Consider the following 15363-nt stretch of genomic DNA (forward strand, 5'->3'; position numbering starts at 1 on the left):
GAGTATTATAAGAAGAATTCTTCATCATCCACCTTCACTATATAGCACCTTTTTTGAAAGCGCAAACATTTAATTTTCTATATATCCCTTTTATAAAAGGTTACATGATAGAAAGCCCATTCATTCCTCTACTTTCTTTATTTCCACTCGCTTAATTTGATGCATATCCTTTTCAAGAACTTTGAACTGAATGCCATGTTTCTCAATAATGTCCCCCTCAGCAACGATTTGCTTTTGCATCATAATCCAACCACCAATTGTATCAACATCATCCGCGACTAGATGTATACCAAATAAATCATTTACTTCGCTAATAAGTACTTTCCCCTCTACGATTTTACATACTTCACTTATATGTTCTATAGGTGGAGCCTCATCCTCATCGTATTCATCTCGGATTTCTCCAACAATTTCCTCTAAGATATCTTCTAGTGTGACAATCCCTGCTGTACCACCATATTCATCATATAATACAGCTAGTGGTATTCGCCTTCTTTGCATTTGTAATAATAAATCATGAATCGGGATATTTTCTAACACTTCAATAACCGGCCGTGTATACGGTGTAATTGAGCACTCTTCATCTCGATTCCCATCCATATAACGAATAAATAAGTCCTTTACATTAACCATCCCAATAATTTCATCTTTATCTTCACCAAGTACAGGATATCTCGTGTACTTTTCTTGTGCGATTACTTTAATATGTGTCTCAAATGGCTCATCCTCATATAGGCCAACAACTTCAGTACGAGGTACCATAATTTCCTTTGCTACTCTATTATCGAATTCAAAGATGTTATTTACATATTTAAATTCTGTTTGATTAATCTCACCACTCTCATAACTTTCAGATAAGATTAATCTTAGTTCCTCTTCTGAATGCGCTACTTCATGTTCAGAAGCAGGATGTAAGCCAAATAAGCCTGTCACAAGTCGGGCAGAGCCATTTAAAGCCCAAATAAATGGATACATAACCCGGTAAAAATAAATAAGCGGTTGTGCTAATAATAAACTAACTTGCTCTGCTTTTTGGATAGCGAACGTCTTTGGAGCAAGTTCACCAATGACAACATGTAAAAATGTAATAACTGCAAATGCAATAATAAATGAAATCGTACTTGCAATTGCGGAAGATAGATGCATTTTAAAAAACAGTGGTTCGAGTAAATGTTTAATCGTCGGCTCTCCTAACCACCCGAGCCCTAAAGCAGTAATCGTAATACCTAGCTGACATGCCGATAAATATTCATCTAAATTTGAAGTTACTTTTTTAGCTGCTAATGCTCCTCGTCTTTTTTCAATAACGAGTTGATCGATACGACTGCTACGTACCTTTATAATTGCAAATTCTATAGCAACAAAGAAACCTGTTAATGCTATAAGAATAGCTACCATCAATAATTTTAAAATATCCACGTATGTCCTTTAGCTTTCTTAGCTAAAGTTACACCTCCTTTAAAAAAGAAGTTTCACTTTAGTTTCTTCATTTACTTGAAAGCAACCCCATATAAAATTCACCAATTTTCAGCTTTCATACAGTTCTAATGGTAAACTGTCGGGGTCTTGGAAAAAGACGAATTTTTTTCCCGTTATTTCATCAACGCGTATCAATTCTGTCTCAACCCCGCATTGATTTAAATGTTTAACAGCTTCTTCTATATCAGTAACAGCAAAGGCTAAATGTCTAAGTCCAGCGGCCTCTGGAAAGCTTTGACGCTTCGGTGGACTTTGGAATGAAAATAATTCAATTTGATACTCTTCTCCTACACATAAATCCAACTTATAAGAATTTCGTTCCTTTCTGTATACTTCATTTATCGCTTTAAAACCTAATATTCTCGTATAAAAATCCTTTGACACTTCATAATTTGAACAAATAATTGCAACGTGATGTACTCTACATATGTTCATGATTCTTTTATTCCTCTCTTTACTAAACATGCATATTCTCCCTTTAATTGAAAAACATATATATCAGAATATCTCTTTTAGGGGGCTTATTATGAAATTTATCACTTTTTCCGTCGGACTTATCGTTGTTTTTTTCCTTGCCTATATTGCTAGTAACAATAAAAAACATATTAAATTCAAACCAATTTTCATCATGCTTATTATACAGTTAATTTTAACCTATTTATTATTAAATACAGAAATCGGCCTCGTACTTATTACGATAATTTCTAATTTGTTTACAAAGTTACTCGACTACGCTGCATCCGGTATAAACTTTGTATTTGGCGGTCTTGCAAACAAAGGAGAAATGCCATTTTTCCTTAACGTGTTATTACCGATTGTCTTTATTTCCGTCTTAATCGGTATATTACAACATTTCAAAATACTGCCATTCTTCATTCATTGGATTGGTTTCTTTCTCAGTAAAATAAATGGTCTTGGGAAATTAGAATCTTACAATGCCATCGCTTCTGCTATTGTCGGTCAATCAGAAGTTTTTATTACGGTAAAAAAACAATTAGCTCAAATCCCAAAACATCGACTTTATACACTTTGCGCCTCTGCTATGTCCACAGTATCTATGTCCATTGTCGGTGCCTATATGACGATGATTGAACCAAAATATGTAGTAACCGCACTCGTTCTCAATTTATTTAGCGGTTTTATTATCGTACTCATTATTAACCCCTATAACGTTAACGATGATGAAGATATTTTGGAAATAAAAGGTGAAAAGCAAAGTTTTTTTGAAATGCTTGGAGAATACATCCTCGATGGTTTTCGCGTAGCAATTGTCGTCGGCGCTATGCTTATTGGATTCGTCGCATTAATGAGTTGCATTAATGACCTATTCCTCATTATATTCGGCATTACTTTCCAACAACTAATAGGTTATGTATTCGCTCCAATCGCATTCCTTATCGGCGTACCAAGTTCTGAAATTGTCACAGCTGGTAGCATTATGGCAACTAAACTTGTAACAAATGAATTCGTAGCAATGATGGATCTTAGCAAAATTTCCAGTACTCTCTCTATCCGTACAGTTGGTATTATTTCTGTCTTCCTCGTTTCTTTTGCCAACTTCTCTTCCATTGGAATTATTTCAGGTGCGGTAAAAGGGTTAAACGAAGAACAAGGAAATGTCGTTGCCCGATTTGGTCTAAAATTATTATACGGAGCTACTCTTGTTAGTATTTTATCTGCGATTATTGTAAGTATTATGCTGTAATTAGGTAAAATTTTATCATTTTCTTATTCTTATCTTTTGTATACAATAACGAATAGGTGTCTTATAAATAATCAAGACATCTATTTTTTATACATGTACAATCCCTTTTATTTAGCGTACAATATTTTTTTATGTGTTTTAATACGCTTCTAGATGTATACACTTTGATTGTTTTAAAGGAGAAAAAATGATGAAATCCGACATGAACAAAGAAACTCGAGCCACAAAAGGACGTTCAAAGAAAAAACGCCTACTTTGGTTCATTCTTATTCCATTACTTATTGTAGCAATGGGAGCAGGAGGTTACTCCTTTCACATATATAGTAAAGCAAAATCCGTCTTAAGCAACGCCTATTCTGGATTGGGCCGAGGAGATAAATCCAGCAAACGTGAAGAAGCTGTTAAACCTATGACTGACAATATTTCTGTTCTTATCATGGGTGTAGATGAAAGTGATATCAGGGAAAAGGATTACGGAAAAGCAACTCGTACGGACGCTTTATTACTTGCAACAATTAATAAAAATGATAAATCCGTTAAACTTGTCAGTATTCCACGTGACTCACGTGTTTACATTAAATCGCGTGATAAATATGATAAAATTACACATGCACACGTATTTGGTGGCGTAGACAGTACAATTGATACAGTGGAAAATTTTTTAGATGTCCCAGTTGATTACTATGTAAAATTTAATTTCAAATCCTTTATCAATATTGTTGATTCCCTTGGAGGTATTACTGTCGACGTTCCAGTTGAGTTTACAGAACAAAATAGTAGCGACGAAGCAAATGCTATTCACCTCAAAAAAGGACGCCAACATTTAAATGGAGAAGAAGCACTTGCACTAGCTAGAACTCGTCATATTGATAGTGATTATATGCGTGGTCAACGACAACAACTTGTTTTGGAAGCTATTGCCGAAAAAGCACTATCGCTCAATTCCGTTAATAAAATCGGAAGCTTATTAGATGCTGTCGATAACGACTTAAAAACAAATTTAACTTTTGATGATATGATGGCTATTGCCAAAAATTCAATGGATTCAAAATTAAAAATGGATAAGCTACAAGTAGAAGGTACTGATAAATATATAGGTGGTATTTATTATTACGTTCCGATCGAAAAAAGCGTTCAGGATATATCGACAACACTGCAAGAACATCTTGGTGTTACGAATAAAAATGAGCATAAAAAATTATAATAAAAAGGCTGCTAGATTTTTCTAAGCAGCCTTTTTATTATAATTTTCAACATATTCCGCATGCATATTGTGACAAAAAGAGACAATTATTACAACAGTGTAACGTTTTTTATGAAAACATTACACACACAGTAAAAATAATAGTATACTAGTACGTATATAATGTTATTTTCATCATTTTTATACAAAAAATGTAATACATATATTTATACATAAATTTCTGGGGGGAAATAAATGAAGCTAAGCAAAATACTAATCGGCTCCGCTATTGCTGGTGGCATATTACTTTGTGTAGGTGGCGTTGGTGGATATCAATATGTATCCAAACTAAATAATCAATTAGATACAACTGCACTACCAAACACTACATTTGAAGGTATTTCTCTTGATGGAAAAAATAAAGCAGATATACAAGCAATTGTTAATCAAAAGGTGAATGAATTAAATCAAAAATCTCTTAACTACACATTCCAAAACGATAAACAAACTTACACATGGAAAGATTTAGGCGTAGATTATAAAGAAAAAGACATTGTCGACAATATATTTAAGGAACAAGAAGGCAATATAATCAATCGTTATAAACTCCGCAAACAAGCTGAGACCGGCGAATTAAAACGCGACTACAAATTAACACCACAATTAAATACAACAGCTTATGAAACCTTTATAAAAGATAAATATAATGAAACATTAAAAAATCCTGTTAATGCAGAATTAAGTGTTGAAGGCTCTACAGTAAATATTAGTCAAAGTCAAAACGGAGAAAAAATTGATAAAGGAAAACTAAACGATTTAACAAGCGAAGCTATTACTACTGGTAAATCAGATGTTTTATTACCGGTTACACTAATAAAACCAGAACGGTCTACAGAAGATATACAGAAAATGGGGATTAAAGAAGTCATTGCTGAATATTCTACTCCAATGGCTGGCCGTAATGGAAGTCAATCTTTTAACGTAAATAAGTCAGCTAATACTTTAAGTGGAGCTATTGTAGCACCTGATGAAACATTTAGTTTTAACGGACGCGTTGGCGTAACTGATGCTGCACATGGGTATAAATCCGCAGCTGTATACTTGCAAGGTAAAGTTATACAAAGTGCTGGCGGGGGAGTTTGCCAAGTAAGTAGCACATTATATAGCGCAGCTTTAAGAGCTGACTTAGGAATTGTAGCTCGAAGCAACCATTCTATGCCTGTACATTACTTACCACTTGGCCAAGATGCAGCAGTGGCAGATTATGGACCTGATTTAAAATTTAAAAACAATACTGGGAATTATATTTACATTCAAGCCTTTTCAAATGGAGGTAGTATTACTGCACGCATTTTCGGTACAGCTACTGGGAAAGATGTGGACGTTTCTTCTAAAGTGATTAGTGAGACTGGCGATAAAATTACGGCTGTGACATATAAAAAAGTAACACAAAACGGTGAAGTAATCTCAAATGGACAAATTTCAAAAAGCGTATATAAAAAGGCGTGATTACTCACGCCTTTTTCTTTTGCAATAATAGTAAAAAAGTTTCAAGATGGTCTTTCGTTTCTTCTAAAGACCACATACGATTTCCTTGCTTCGCAACTAGTACGTAGGCTTCTTCCCACGCGTTCTTTTTCTTCATATATAATAATTCGTCTCGTAATTTCGAAACAATTTCTTCTTCTTCTTGATCTAGAAACTCTTCCATCACACTTACTATTTCATTCTCATGGATGCTTAACGTACAATACGATTTGAGAAAGTATTGTAATGTCGTATACATGTTTACTCCCCCTTCTTATTTGTCAGATGGATAAGAAGTAACAATCTTAAATCCTAATTCCCCTGACTTATCTCTCGCTAAAACAGTTACAGTCTTTACTAGTTTGTCTTTTACACTCATATTTTTCTTTATTACCGTTTTTCCAACCGGGAATGAATGAGTTGTATTCAATACAAGACGAGCTTCTTTAGAGTTTTTTAACCAGTCCTGAATTTCTTTATCATGTTGTTTTAAACTATCTTTCACAGCCTTTGTCGCTGTTTCCTTATCATAGTATGTACTTGCCGCTGAAACTTTATCTGTACTCAAACGTTTTTTCAACTCTTCTTCTGTTTTTCCAACATGCCTTTCAATCGTATGACCGTTTTTAGGTGGTCCTTCCATTTCATCTAAAATATTATCACTAATTTTCTCTACTGATGCCGAATGATCCTCTTTAGGTTTTTCTGTTTTTTGTTCTTTTCCAGCACATCCACTTAAAATCAGTACTAATGCAAGTAGACTACTCAAGAAAAGACTACTTAGTCGTTTCATCATATCACCTCTTCCATGATTATTATCGCAACTCCCTTAAAAGTCAATTTCGCATAGAAAAAACATGCAAATTTTAAATATCTACACATATTTCTATACATACTCAATCATATCTTCACTACACAATTGTACTTTTTTACAATTCCTCGTTCTTTTTCTATACCCACTGACCTAATTTCATCAAATCCAACGTTTTTTCACTTTTTTAAAATATACCCCTATTAATTTTAAATTATTTCCCGCAAAAATCAACCTTATATACACTCGATAATTCCTTTATTTAACGGTCTTTATTCGAACTTTATAAAATCAATGAATATACCCCTCATTTTATATACTCAATACCCCTATAAGGTATATGAGTATTATTTTATCAACAAATATCTATATTATGTAAATTTCCACTTGCCTATACTATAGAAATATGGTGTAATGCAAAAAAAGATAAAGGATTTTATAACTATGGCAGAAACGATTCAAAACTTCTTAATGGAATATTACTCAATTGCAATACCACTTAGTCTCTTGATCAATGTTGTTATTAGCTTATTAGGGGTTATTCCAAGCATCTTTTTGACCGCTATTAACATACAGCTTTTCGGTTTAACTAACGGAACTATTATTTCAATCGTTGGCGAAGCGTTAGGAGCTATTATCTCGTTTTATATTTATCGCTTAGGCCTTCAAAAATTCACTCACAATAAGGTAAATAAGTACCCACAAGTAGAACGCCTCCTTTATGTAGAAGGTAAAGAAGCCTTCCTACTCGTTCTATCGTTTCGGTTGATACCTTTCATTCCATCAAGCATCGTCACTTTATTTGCAGCTCTAGGGAATATGTCATTACTCTCCTTCAGTATCGCCAGTACAATAGGGAAAATACCGGCCTTATTGATCGAAGTATATTCGGCATACCAAGTTATGAATGGAACAAATGAAGCGAAGTGGATTGTAACAATCGCAGGTTGTATCGGATTATTTTATTTGTGGAAAAAATGGAGAAAAAAATAAAGAAGGAGCATAGGCTCCTTCTTTATTTTTTGAAGTATATTCTATTAATACATATCTCTTACGAATAGAAGTATCTTAGTTTACACCAACAGCACTAAATGATTGCTTAACTGCTGTTACTTCAGCAGAATTCGCACCATATAAATCAGCTGCAGCTTGTACTAATCCAGCACGAGCTTGACTAAATGTAGTAGATTGCGTGAAATACTGTGTATTTGCACGGTAGTAAATTGCACCTAATTTATCTTTTCCGATACCATTTACAGTTACACCGTAATGTGTACCACCATTTGCTAATAAATAAGCTTCTTTATTAATAATACCACTGTTCGTATGAACTCCACCGTTATCACTAGTGCCAGTATAACGCTTAGAATAATGATCTGGATCACCATATTTCGTTGGATCGCTCATAGAGCGAAGTGCATCTCCTGCTTTACCAGGCGTGTAAATATCTTCACCAATCTCCCAATCTGGGTTACGGTTATCATAAAACTCTACTAATGTTCCAAAAATATCAGAAACCGCTTCATTTAATGCTCCTGATTCATTTTGATAAATTAAATTCGAGCTATTTTCCGTAACAGCATGCGTCAATTCGTGACCAATTACATCAAGACCACCCGATAAGTAAGTAAATGTTACACCATCACCGTCTCCATATACCATTTGTGAGCCATTCCAGAAAGCATTATTATACTTACTTCCATAATGCACAGTTGATTTTAATGCTGCACCCGCATCATTAATTGAGTTACGATTAAATGTATTCTTATAGTAATCATACGTGATACCCGCATAGTAATGAGCATCAACTGCCGCTGCATCATACGCTGCATTAAATACATTATTGGCATTTGCCCATAATGTTCCTGGTAGTGTTGAACGGTTTTTCGCATCATATGTGAAAATCGTTGCTCCACGTGTATTATCTTGTAAGTAGTAAGATGACCCAGATAACGTTGTATTAAGCGACTTCGTATCACCTAACACTCCAATACCTGTTCCCACTTTATTCGTTCCTGTAACAGGCTTTACAACCGCTTTCGCATCCTGTTTAGGAGCATCTTGTTTAACTGGTGACTTATCATCTTTTGTCACATGATCAATGGTATTATATTTATTTAAAACTTTACCGCTATCCGCTTCAATGAAGTAATAATAGTTACCTGGGCTTGGATCTAGGAAGTTCAAGTTTACAACGTATGCATACGTTGTTTCTTCACCATTTTGATATACATATAAGTCCGCTTTTGGCTCCACTTCATACTTCGGTGTTACTCCTAAATCTTGTTGCGCGATTTCAATTGCTTTTGCGCCTTCAATCTTATTCTTATTTTTCAACTTATCCTTCTTGTCCAAATCAGGCGCAACTGTTCCAGACAATACTTTTAAAGAACCATCTTTACTCACGTGAGCTACTTGAGTAGACCCCCATACAGGTACTCCCTCGTAAACTTGTTGCATACGTACTACTGTTGAATCAGTTACAGAGTCTTTTTTCACTTGTTTCACTTTGAAAGAATCTTGGGCACTCTTTTCCCCTAGCTTATAATCACCTTTTGCCGCATTTAAGTAATCAAACACGACAGATTCCGCTTTATTTCCAGTTGCTCCAGTTAGATCACCAGAAATAAACTCAGGTGACTGCACTGTCTCGTTGTACTTCTTCGTAGAGAGCACATTTTTAGAATCTGCAAACGCAGAGCCTGTCCCTCCAAACGTTGTAACTGCCATTCCTGCCGCTAAAACTAATGCTAAACTCTTCTTTTTCATATAACCTTCCCCCTAATAAAAAATTTTTGAAAAAGAGTAATTTTATATTAGCATTATGTTTTCACTATTAATATACTAAAAATTCAATTAATTATTTTCTCAAGTTTTGTAGAATTTTAGGGAACAAATATTGAGAAACCCCTTTCCGAACGGAAAGGGGTTTCTCAATATTTTCTTAACCATAAATATCTGGATTAGAATAGTTTATAACTTTTTCTTGCGGGAAATCAAAACCATAAATGTCCGGATTAGAATAGTTTATACTTCCTTCTTGTAAAGATTGCAATCCATATATGTCTGGATTAGAGTAATTTACTGATTCTTCTTTCAGGGATTTTACTCCATATATATCCGGATTAGAATAGTTAACTCCTAAAGACAAAATCGTCACTATACCTAGTCCTACCACACCATATATACGCTTTTTCAATTCAATTCCTCCTTTTCCTCCAAAACTTTAATAGCTTCTTTATAATATTTATTACTTTCTTCATACTTAAATTCATTCTCAAAATACATAGCTAATTCTAAATACGCATTTTTCAATTCTTTCATACTACCTACACTTTTAAAGAATGGAATAGCCTCATTCTCTAAGAATCTCTTAAACTCTTGAGGTTCCTCAAAATATTTATACTTAAATATGCAGAACGAATAGATCATTTTATTATATTTTTCATCACTACGTGAGCAATCAATCCCTTTTTCTATCCATTCCTGTGCTTCCTCATAACGTTTAAGATGAATACATTGTTTAGCTAGCCCGTAAATTGTTTCAATATAATTCATATTGACTGCCTTCTGTAATTCGAAACTTTGAAGAAAATAGTTCTTTGATTTATCATGTTCATTTTTATAATGGTATAATTCTCCCATATTATTTAAAGTCATGGCCTTAATCATGTCTTTTTCCGCAAAAGAATCTACTTCTCTTAATATACTTTCATAAATCTTTAAAGCTTCTTCATACTGCGCTTTTTCCACATAACTTAAAGCAATAATTGTTTGACAATTGATTACATAACGAAATTTGTATTCGTTACGGAATCCTTCCATAGCAATATGAGCAAAATGCATGGCTAAATGCGGTATGTTTAGGTGGCTATATGCGAGACTCAAATTATAATATATACCATTTTCATAATATCCTTGTTCTCTAGCCATTTCTTCCGTCTCAATTAAATATTCCAAACTTTCCTTATGCTTATATTGCAAACTAAGCAATATAGCCTTACTATACGTATAAAGCATTTTTTGAAAAGGTGAATATTTCTTATAAACCTTTTTCAGTCTATCTAACTCTTCTTCAAGAACTAAAATATCCCTTTTCATAATTAAATAACGCGTATAAAGCAGTTTATAATAATTTATAATTTCAAAATCTAACACATGCTTCATTTCATCTTGTAACTCTTCATATATGCGTTCTACCTGTTGCCTGTCCAAATGAATTAGTGCATTCAACCACTCATCCAACTTCACTTTCACATCTTCTTCTACATCTCTCAAATCCGTCACGGCAATTTCTAATCTCGTGCAGAGCAATTGTAGAATCTCTTCTGATGCTTCTATCTTTCCATTTTCGATCTTACTTAAGTATGAGACAGAACAAATGCCCTGACATAATTCTTCTTGTGTCATTTTTTGCTGTAGCCGTTTATAAAAAACTTGCTTGCCTATTTTTTCTAATGTTTGTTGCATTGTCCTCCTCCATTCTCATTACCCCCATTACTCTAATAATACATAAAATCTAGAGAAATATAAATTGATAAATGTAAATTTTCTAAAAAATATGCATTATTTCATTTTTTTCTCTCTTGACTTCAAACCCATATTACTTCTTTGCTACGAAAGGTGGAAAATTGGTATACTATAACCAAATTACGGAGGTGTTTTCGCAATGAATCATTATAAAGACGATAGTTACGCCTTACATACAGATTTATATCAAATCAACATGGCTTATACATATTGGAAAGATGGTATTCATAATCGCCGTTCTGTTTTTGATTTATACTTTCGAAAGCTTCCATTTGAAAACGGCTATGCTGTTTTTGCTGGTCTTGAAAAAATTGTAGAGTACATAGAAAATTTCAGCTTTACCGCAAGCGATATCGCTTATTTAGCAGAGCTACAATTTGAAGAAGACTTCCTTCATTATTTACAAAATATGAAATTCACTGGAACGGTTCGTAGTATGCAAGAAGGTGAAGTTGTTTTTAATAACGAACCTTTATTACGTGTTGATGCACCGCTCGGCGAGGCACAAATCATTGAAACCGCCCTCTTAAACATTGTAAATTACCAAACATTGATTGCTACAAAAGCCGCACGTATGAAGCACGCTGCAAATAATGATGAACTTTTAGAGTTTGGTACAAGGCGCGCTCATGAGTTCGATGCTGCTCTTTGGGGGACACGCGCTGCCTTTATTGGCGGTTTTTCTTCTACAAGTAACGTTCGGGCAGGAAAACGCTTCGGCATTCCTGTAGCTGGCACACATGCCCACTCTTTCGTTCAAGCGTATCGCGATGAATATGTTGCGTTTAAAAAATATGCTGAAACACATAAAAAATGTGTATTTCTTGTCGATACATACGACACATTGAAATCCGGTGTTCCAAATGCGATTCGTGTTGCAAAAGAGTTCGAAGATCGTATCGATTTTTATGGTATTCGCCTTGATAGTGGTGATATGGCTTATTTATCAAAAGAAGCAAGAAAACTACTTGATGCAGCTGGATTTACAAACACAAAAATTATCGCTTCTAGCGATTTAGATGAATATACGATTATGCACTTGAAATCTCAAGGGGCGAAAATTGATGTATGGGGTGTTGGTACAAAGCTAATCACCTCCTTTGAACAGCCGGCATTAGGCGCTGTCTACAAACTAGTTGCCATTGAAGATGCTGACGGAAAACTAAATGATACGATTAAGATTTCATCTAATCCTGAAAAAATTACAACTCCAGGACTTAAACGAATTTATCGTATTATCAATCGGGTTAACGATCATGCAGAGGGCGATTATATTGCTTTAGATTCTGAAGAACCCGGAAAAGAAGAACGTTTAAAAATGTTTCATCCTGTTCATACATATATAAGTAAATTCGTAACCAACTTTGAAGCACGAGAATTGCATCAAGACATTTTCGTTAACGGTAAAAGAGCGTATGAACTACCAAACATATTAGATATTCAAAGATATAATGAAAACAGTCTCGCACTATTTTGGGAAGAATATATGCGCACTTTAAATCCCGAAGAGTACCCTGTAGATTTAAGCCAAAAATGTTGGGATCATAAAATGGATTACATTCAAACTGTTCGAGAAAAGGTTGCGAAAAATATACAAAAATAAACAGAGAAGTTTCCCCCTTCTCTGTTTTCTTAACGCCATATAAAATATATTAAAATAATACTTATTATTGTTTTATCAAGATTCATTTTCAACAAAATAGCTAAGACTAAAAATAAGAGAGGGCGTAATCGCGCCCTCTCTTATTTTTATAAATCTTTCACTCTCAGTACACGCATTGCATTTAAAACTGCAAGTAATGTAACCCCAACATCTGAGAAGACCGCTTCCCACATTGTTGCAATACCAAATGCGCCGAGTAATAACACTACCCCTTTTATCCCTAATGCAAATATAATATTTTGCCATACAATGCTACGTGTACGTTTTGCAATTTTTACAGCTGTTGCGATTTTTGAAGGTTCATCAGTCATAATAACGATGTCAGCAGCTTCAATTGCGGCATCTGATCCTAAACCACCCATCGCAATACCAACGTCCGCTCGTGCTAATACTGGTGTATCGTTAATACCATCACCAACAAAAGCAACCTTTTCTTTCCCGTGTTTTGCTGCATCAATTTTTTCGATTTCTTCTACTTTTTGTTGTGGTAATAATTCTGCATGAACTTCATCTAATCCTAATTCTTTACCAACAGCTTCACCAACTGTTTTTGCATCACCAGTTAACATAACCGTCTTCTTAATACCTAATTCTTTTAGCTTTTGAATGGCTTGTTTTGAATCCTCTTTTACCTCATCAGAGATAACAATATAACCTGCATATTCACCATCTACAGCAACATGAACTAGTGTACCTACTGTATCTGGTTGCTTAAATGTAATGTTTTCTTTTCTCATTAATTTGGCATTACCTGCGAAAATTTCTTTTCCTTGTACTTTTACAACCGTACCATGACCAGAAATTTCACTATAGTCTTCAATGCTATTTTCATCGATTGATTTTCCATATGCAGTTCGAATAGATTGTGCAATCGGATGGTTTGAATACACTTCAGCAAACGCTGCATACTCTAAAATTTCTTCACTTGTAGTACCTTCACTCGGCTCCATTTTTGTAACTTTAAAGACACCTTTTGTTAATGTTCCTGTTTTATCAAAAACGATATATTTCACATCATTCAATGCCTCTAAATAGTTACTTCCTTTTACTAAAATACCACTTTTAGATGCCCCACCAATACCTCCAAAGAAGCCAAGAGGAATGGATACAACTAGCGCACATGGACACGAGATAACTAAGAATACTAGCGCTCTATAAATCCAATCTGAGAACGTAGCACCTTCTAAAATAAGCGGTGGAATAAATGCCATGATCGCCGCTGTTATAACTACAACCGGAGTGTAATAACGTGCAAACTTCGTAATAAAGTTTTCTGTTGGTGCCTTTTTGCTACTTGCATTTTGTACTAAGTCTAAAATTTTCGATACGGTAGATTCACCGAACTCTTTTGTAACTTCAATTGTTAATACACCATTTTGGTTTACAAAACCACTTAATACATCATTACCAACTTCTACTTCACGCGGTACAGATTCACCTGTTAACGCTGAAGTATCCACCATTGATATTCCCTCGACTACTTTTCCATCTAACGGTACTTTTTCACCTGGTTTCACGATAATATAATCGCCGATTTGTACATCTTCTGGTGATACTTGTTTCGTTTCATTTCCAACTTTCACATTTGCATAATCAGGACGAATATCCATTAATGAAGTAATTGATTTTCGAGAGCGATTTACTGCAATACTTTGGAACAATTCCCCTACTTGATAGAATAACATTACCGCAACTGCTTCTGGATATTGCTGAATTGCAAAGGCTCCTAAAGTTGCAATTGCCATTAAAAAGTTTTCATCAAACACTTGGCCGCGCGTTATGTTTCTTACTGCTCTCCAAACAATATCTCCACCAATTAATAAATACGCAAGGACGAATAATGGAATTGTTATCATTTGCGGTAATTCGGCTAATGCAGCAATCCCTGTCAAAATTCCACCGACTACTAATCGTCCTATCATCTTTTTCACATTTCCATCACCATGATCATGGCCGTGATCGTGTCCTTTTTCCTCTTCACGAACAACTTTTACATCTGGTTCTAACTTTTGAACGACATTTTTTATATCCTGTACAGTCGATTCAAGTTCTCGTTTATTTGCAACTTCTACTCTTAATTTCTTTGATACGAAATCAACAGTTGCTTCTGAAACTGTTGGCATTTCTTTTACCTTATTTTCAATTTTCATTGCACAATTCGCACAGTCTAAACCTTCTAATATAAATACTTCTTTTGCCGCTTTTGTTTTTTGCTCTTCTTGCACTTTAATGTGCGGCTCTAATTTTGTAACAAGTTGCTTCGCTTCCGTAACAACTTGATTTTCTTTATTATGCGGTGTTTCTAAAAGCATCGTCTTTGTTGCGAAGTTTACAGAACAAGACGTTACTCCTTCTATATTCCCAACACCCTTTTCAATTTTCATTGCACAATTTGCACAATCTAAACCTTCTAGCATAAGTTTCTTTTTCACTAATGCTTCTGCCATCGTTCTCCCCCCTCACGT

Annotated in this window: 13 protein-coding genes; 5 read left to right on the forward strand and 8 right to left on the reverse strand. The window is 34.5% G+C overall.

Features of this window, described 5'->3' with window-relative positions; genetic code table 11:
• Nucleotides 1-120: 120 nt before the first annotated feature.
• Entirely contained in the window at nucleotides 121-1419 is a 1299-nt protein-coding gene (locus ACTFQM_RS21965; protein ID WP_002174829.1) for a hemolysin family protein, read from the reverse strand.
• Nucleotides 1420-1527: 108 nt separating this feature from the next.
• The gene (gloA2, locus tag ACTFQM_RS21970) at nucleotides 1528-1914 is read right to left on the reverse strand and encodes an SMU1112c/YaeR family gloxylase I-like metalloprotein (protein ID WP_025149778.1); all 387 of its coding nucleotides are present in this window, start codon (nucleotides 1912-1914) and stop codon (nucleotides 1528-1530) included.
• Nucleotides 1915-2005: 91 nt separating this feature from the next.
• Here gloA2 and ACTFQM_RS21975 point away from each other — a divergent pair, with 91 nt between their 5' ends.
• From ACTFQM_RS21975 to ACTFQM_RS21985, 3 genes are all read left to right on the forward strand, one after another.
• Entirely contained in the window at nucleotides 2006-3184 is a 1179-nt protein-coding gene (locus tag ACTFQM_RS21975; protein WP_440036265.1) for a NupC/NupG family nucleoside CNT transporter, read from the forward strand.
• A gap of 187 nt (nucleotides 3185-3371) precedes the next feature.
• Nucleotides 3372-4388, forward strand: coding sequence for an LCP family glycopolymer transferase (locus ACTFQM_RS21980; protein ID WP_440036266.1), 1017 nt, complete (start codon nucleotides 3372-3374; stop codon nucleotides 4386-4388).
• Nucleotides 4389-4622: 234 nt separating this feature from the next.
• Nucleotides 4623-5876: a VanW family protein gene (locus ACTFQM_RS21985; RefSeq protein WP_440036267.1), complete on the forward strand. Its 1254-nt coding sequence runs from the start codon at nucleotides 4623-4625 to the stop codon at nucleotides 5874-5876.
• 4 nt (nucleotides 5877-5880) lie between these two features.
• Here the strand turns inward: ACTFQM_RS21985 and ACTFQM_RS21990 are convergent, their stop codons facing one another.
• The gene (locus ACTFQM_RS21990; RefSeq protein WP_440036269.1) at nucleotides 5881-6153 is read right to left on the reverse strand and encodes a hypothetical protein; all 273 of its coding nucleotides are present in this window, start codon (nucleotides 6151-6153) and stop codon (nucleotides 5881-5883) included.
• A gap of 15 nt (nucleotides 6154-6168) precedes the next feature.
• Nucleotides 6169-6687 (reverse strand): RNase A-like domain-containing lipoprotein, encoded by a 519-nt coding sequence (locus tag ACTFQM_RS21995; RefSeq protein ID WP_002174823.1) that lies wholly within the window; start codon nucleotides 6685-6687, stop codon nucleotides 6169-6171.
• A 462-nt stretch (nucleotides 6688-7149) separates the two neighbouring features.
• Between ACTFQM_RS21995 and ACTFQM_RS22000 the strand changes: the two genes are divergently transcribed.
• Entirely contained in the window at nucleotides 7150-7698 is a 549-nt protein-coding gene (locus tag ACTFQM_RS22000; RefSeq protein ID WP_025149772.1) for a TVP38/TMEM64 family protein, read from the forward strand.
• A 75-nt stretch (nucleotides 7699-7773) separates the two neighbouring features.
• On the opposite strand, the gene ACTFQM_RS22005 is transcribed toward ACTFQM_RS22000, so the two are convergent.
• The 3 genes from ACTFQM_RS22005 to ACTFQM_RS22015 all read right to left on the reverse strand — a co-directional run bounded on the left by ACTFQM_RS22005 (nucleotide 7774) and on the right by ACTFQM_RS22015 (nucleotide 11175).
• The gene (locus ACTFQM_RS22005; protein WP_440036271.1) at nucleotides 7774-9474 is read right to left on the reverse strand and encodes a M4 family metallopeptidase; all 1701 of its coding nucleotides are present in this window, start codon (nucleotides 9472-9474) and stop codon (nucleotides 7774-7776) included.
• A 175-nt stretch (nucleotides 9475-9649) separates the two neighbouring features.
• Nucleotides 9650-9904, reverse strand: a complete 255-nt coding sequence (locus ACTFQM_RS22010) for a Phr family secreted Rap phosphatase inhibitor (RefSeq protein ID WP_440036273.1) — start codon at nucleotides 9902-9904, stop codon at nucleotides 9650-9652.
• On the reverse strand, nucleotides 9901-11175 hold the full coding sequence (locus tag ACTFQM_RS22015; RefSeq protein ID WP_440036274.1) for a tetratricopeptide repeat protein: 1275 nt from the start codon (nucleotides 11173-11175) through the stop codon (nucleotides 9901-9903). The genes ACTFQM_RS22010 and ACTFQM_RS22015 overlap by 4 nt, the downstream gene beginning before the upstream one ends.
• A 199-nt stretch (nucleotides 11176-11374) precedes the next feature.
• On the opposite strand from ACTFQM_RS22015, the gene ACTFQM_RS22020 reads away from it, so the two are divergent.
• Nucleotides 11375-12838, forward strand: coding sequence for a nicotinate phosphoribosyltransferase (locus ACTFQM_RS22020; protein WP_440036276.1), 1464 nt, complete (start codon nucleotides 11375-11377; stop codon nucleotides 12836-12838).
• 146 nt (nucleotides 12839-12984) lie between these two features.
• Here ACTFQM_RS22020 and ACTFQM_RS22025 read toward each other — a convergent pair whose 3' ends face one another.
• A complete protein-coding gene (locus tag ACTFQM_RS22025) occupies nucleotides 12985-15345 on the reverse strand; it encodes a heavy metal translocating P-type ATPase (protein ID WP_440036278.1) in 2361 nt (786 codons plus the stop codon).
• Between the last annotated feature and the right edge of the window lie 18 nt (nucleotides 15346-15363).

The sequence above is a fragment of the Bacillus cereus group sp. MYBK30-2 genome (genome assembly GCF_051915945.1).
Lineage (GTDB): Bacteria > Bacillota > Bacilli > Bacillales > Bacillaceae_G > Bacillus_A > Bacillus_A paramycoides.

What these genes read in the sequence shown, in the direction of transcription:
- gloA2 (WP_025149778.1), bottom strand. Translation starts at nt 1,914, where the DNA reads ATGAACATATGTAGAGTACATCACGTTGCAATTATTTGTTCAAATTAT.
- ACTFQM_RS21975 (WP_440036265.1), top strand. Translation starts at nt 2,006, where the DNA reads ATGAAATTTATCACTTTTTCCGTCGGACTTATCGTTGTTTTTTTCCTT.
- ACTFQM_RS21980 (WP_440036266.1), top strand. Translation starts at nt 3,372, where the DNA reads ATGATGAAATCCGACATGAACAAAGAAACTCGAGCCACAAAAGGACGT.
- ACTFQM_RS21985 (WP_440036267.1), top strand. Translation starts at nt 4,623, where the DNA reads ATGAAGCTAAGCAAAATACTAATCGGCTCCGCTATTGCTGGTGGCATA.
- ACTFQM_RS21990 (WP_440036269.1), bottom strand. Translation starts at nt 6,153, where the DNA reads ATGTATACGACATTACAATACTTTCTCAAATCGTATTGTACGTTAAGC.
- ACTFQM_RS21995 (WP_002174823.1), bottom strand. Translation starts at nt 6,687, where the DNA reads ATGAAACGACTAAGTAGTCTTTTCTTGAGTAGTCTACTTGCATTAGTA.
- ACTFQM_RS22000 (WP_025149772.1), top strand. Translation starts at nt 7,150, where the DNA reads ATGGCAGAAACGATTCAAAACTTCTTAATGGAATATTACTCAATTGCA.
- ACTFQM_RS22005 (WP_440036271.1), bottom strand. Translation starts at nt 9,474, where the DNA reads ATGAAAAAGAAGAGTTTAGCATTAGTTTTAGCGGCAGGAATGGCAGTT.
- ACTFQM_RS22015 (WP_440036274.1), bottom strand. Translation starts at nt 11,175, where the DNA reads ATGCAACAAACATTAGAAAAAATAGGCAAGCAAGTTTTTTATAAACGG.
- ACTFQM_RS22020 (WP_440036276.1), top strand. Translation starts at nt 11,375, where the DNA reads ATGAATCATTATAAAGACGATAGTTACGCCTTACATACAGATTTATAT.
- ACTFQM_RS22025 (WP_440036278.1), bottom strand. Translation starts at nt 15,345, where the DNA reads ATGGCAGAAGCATTAGTGAAAAAGAAACTTATGCTAGAAGGTTTAGAT.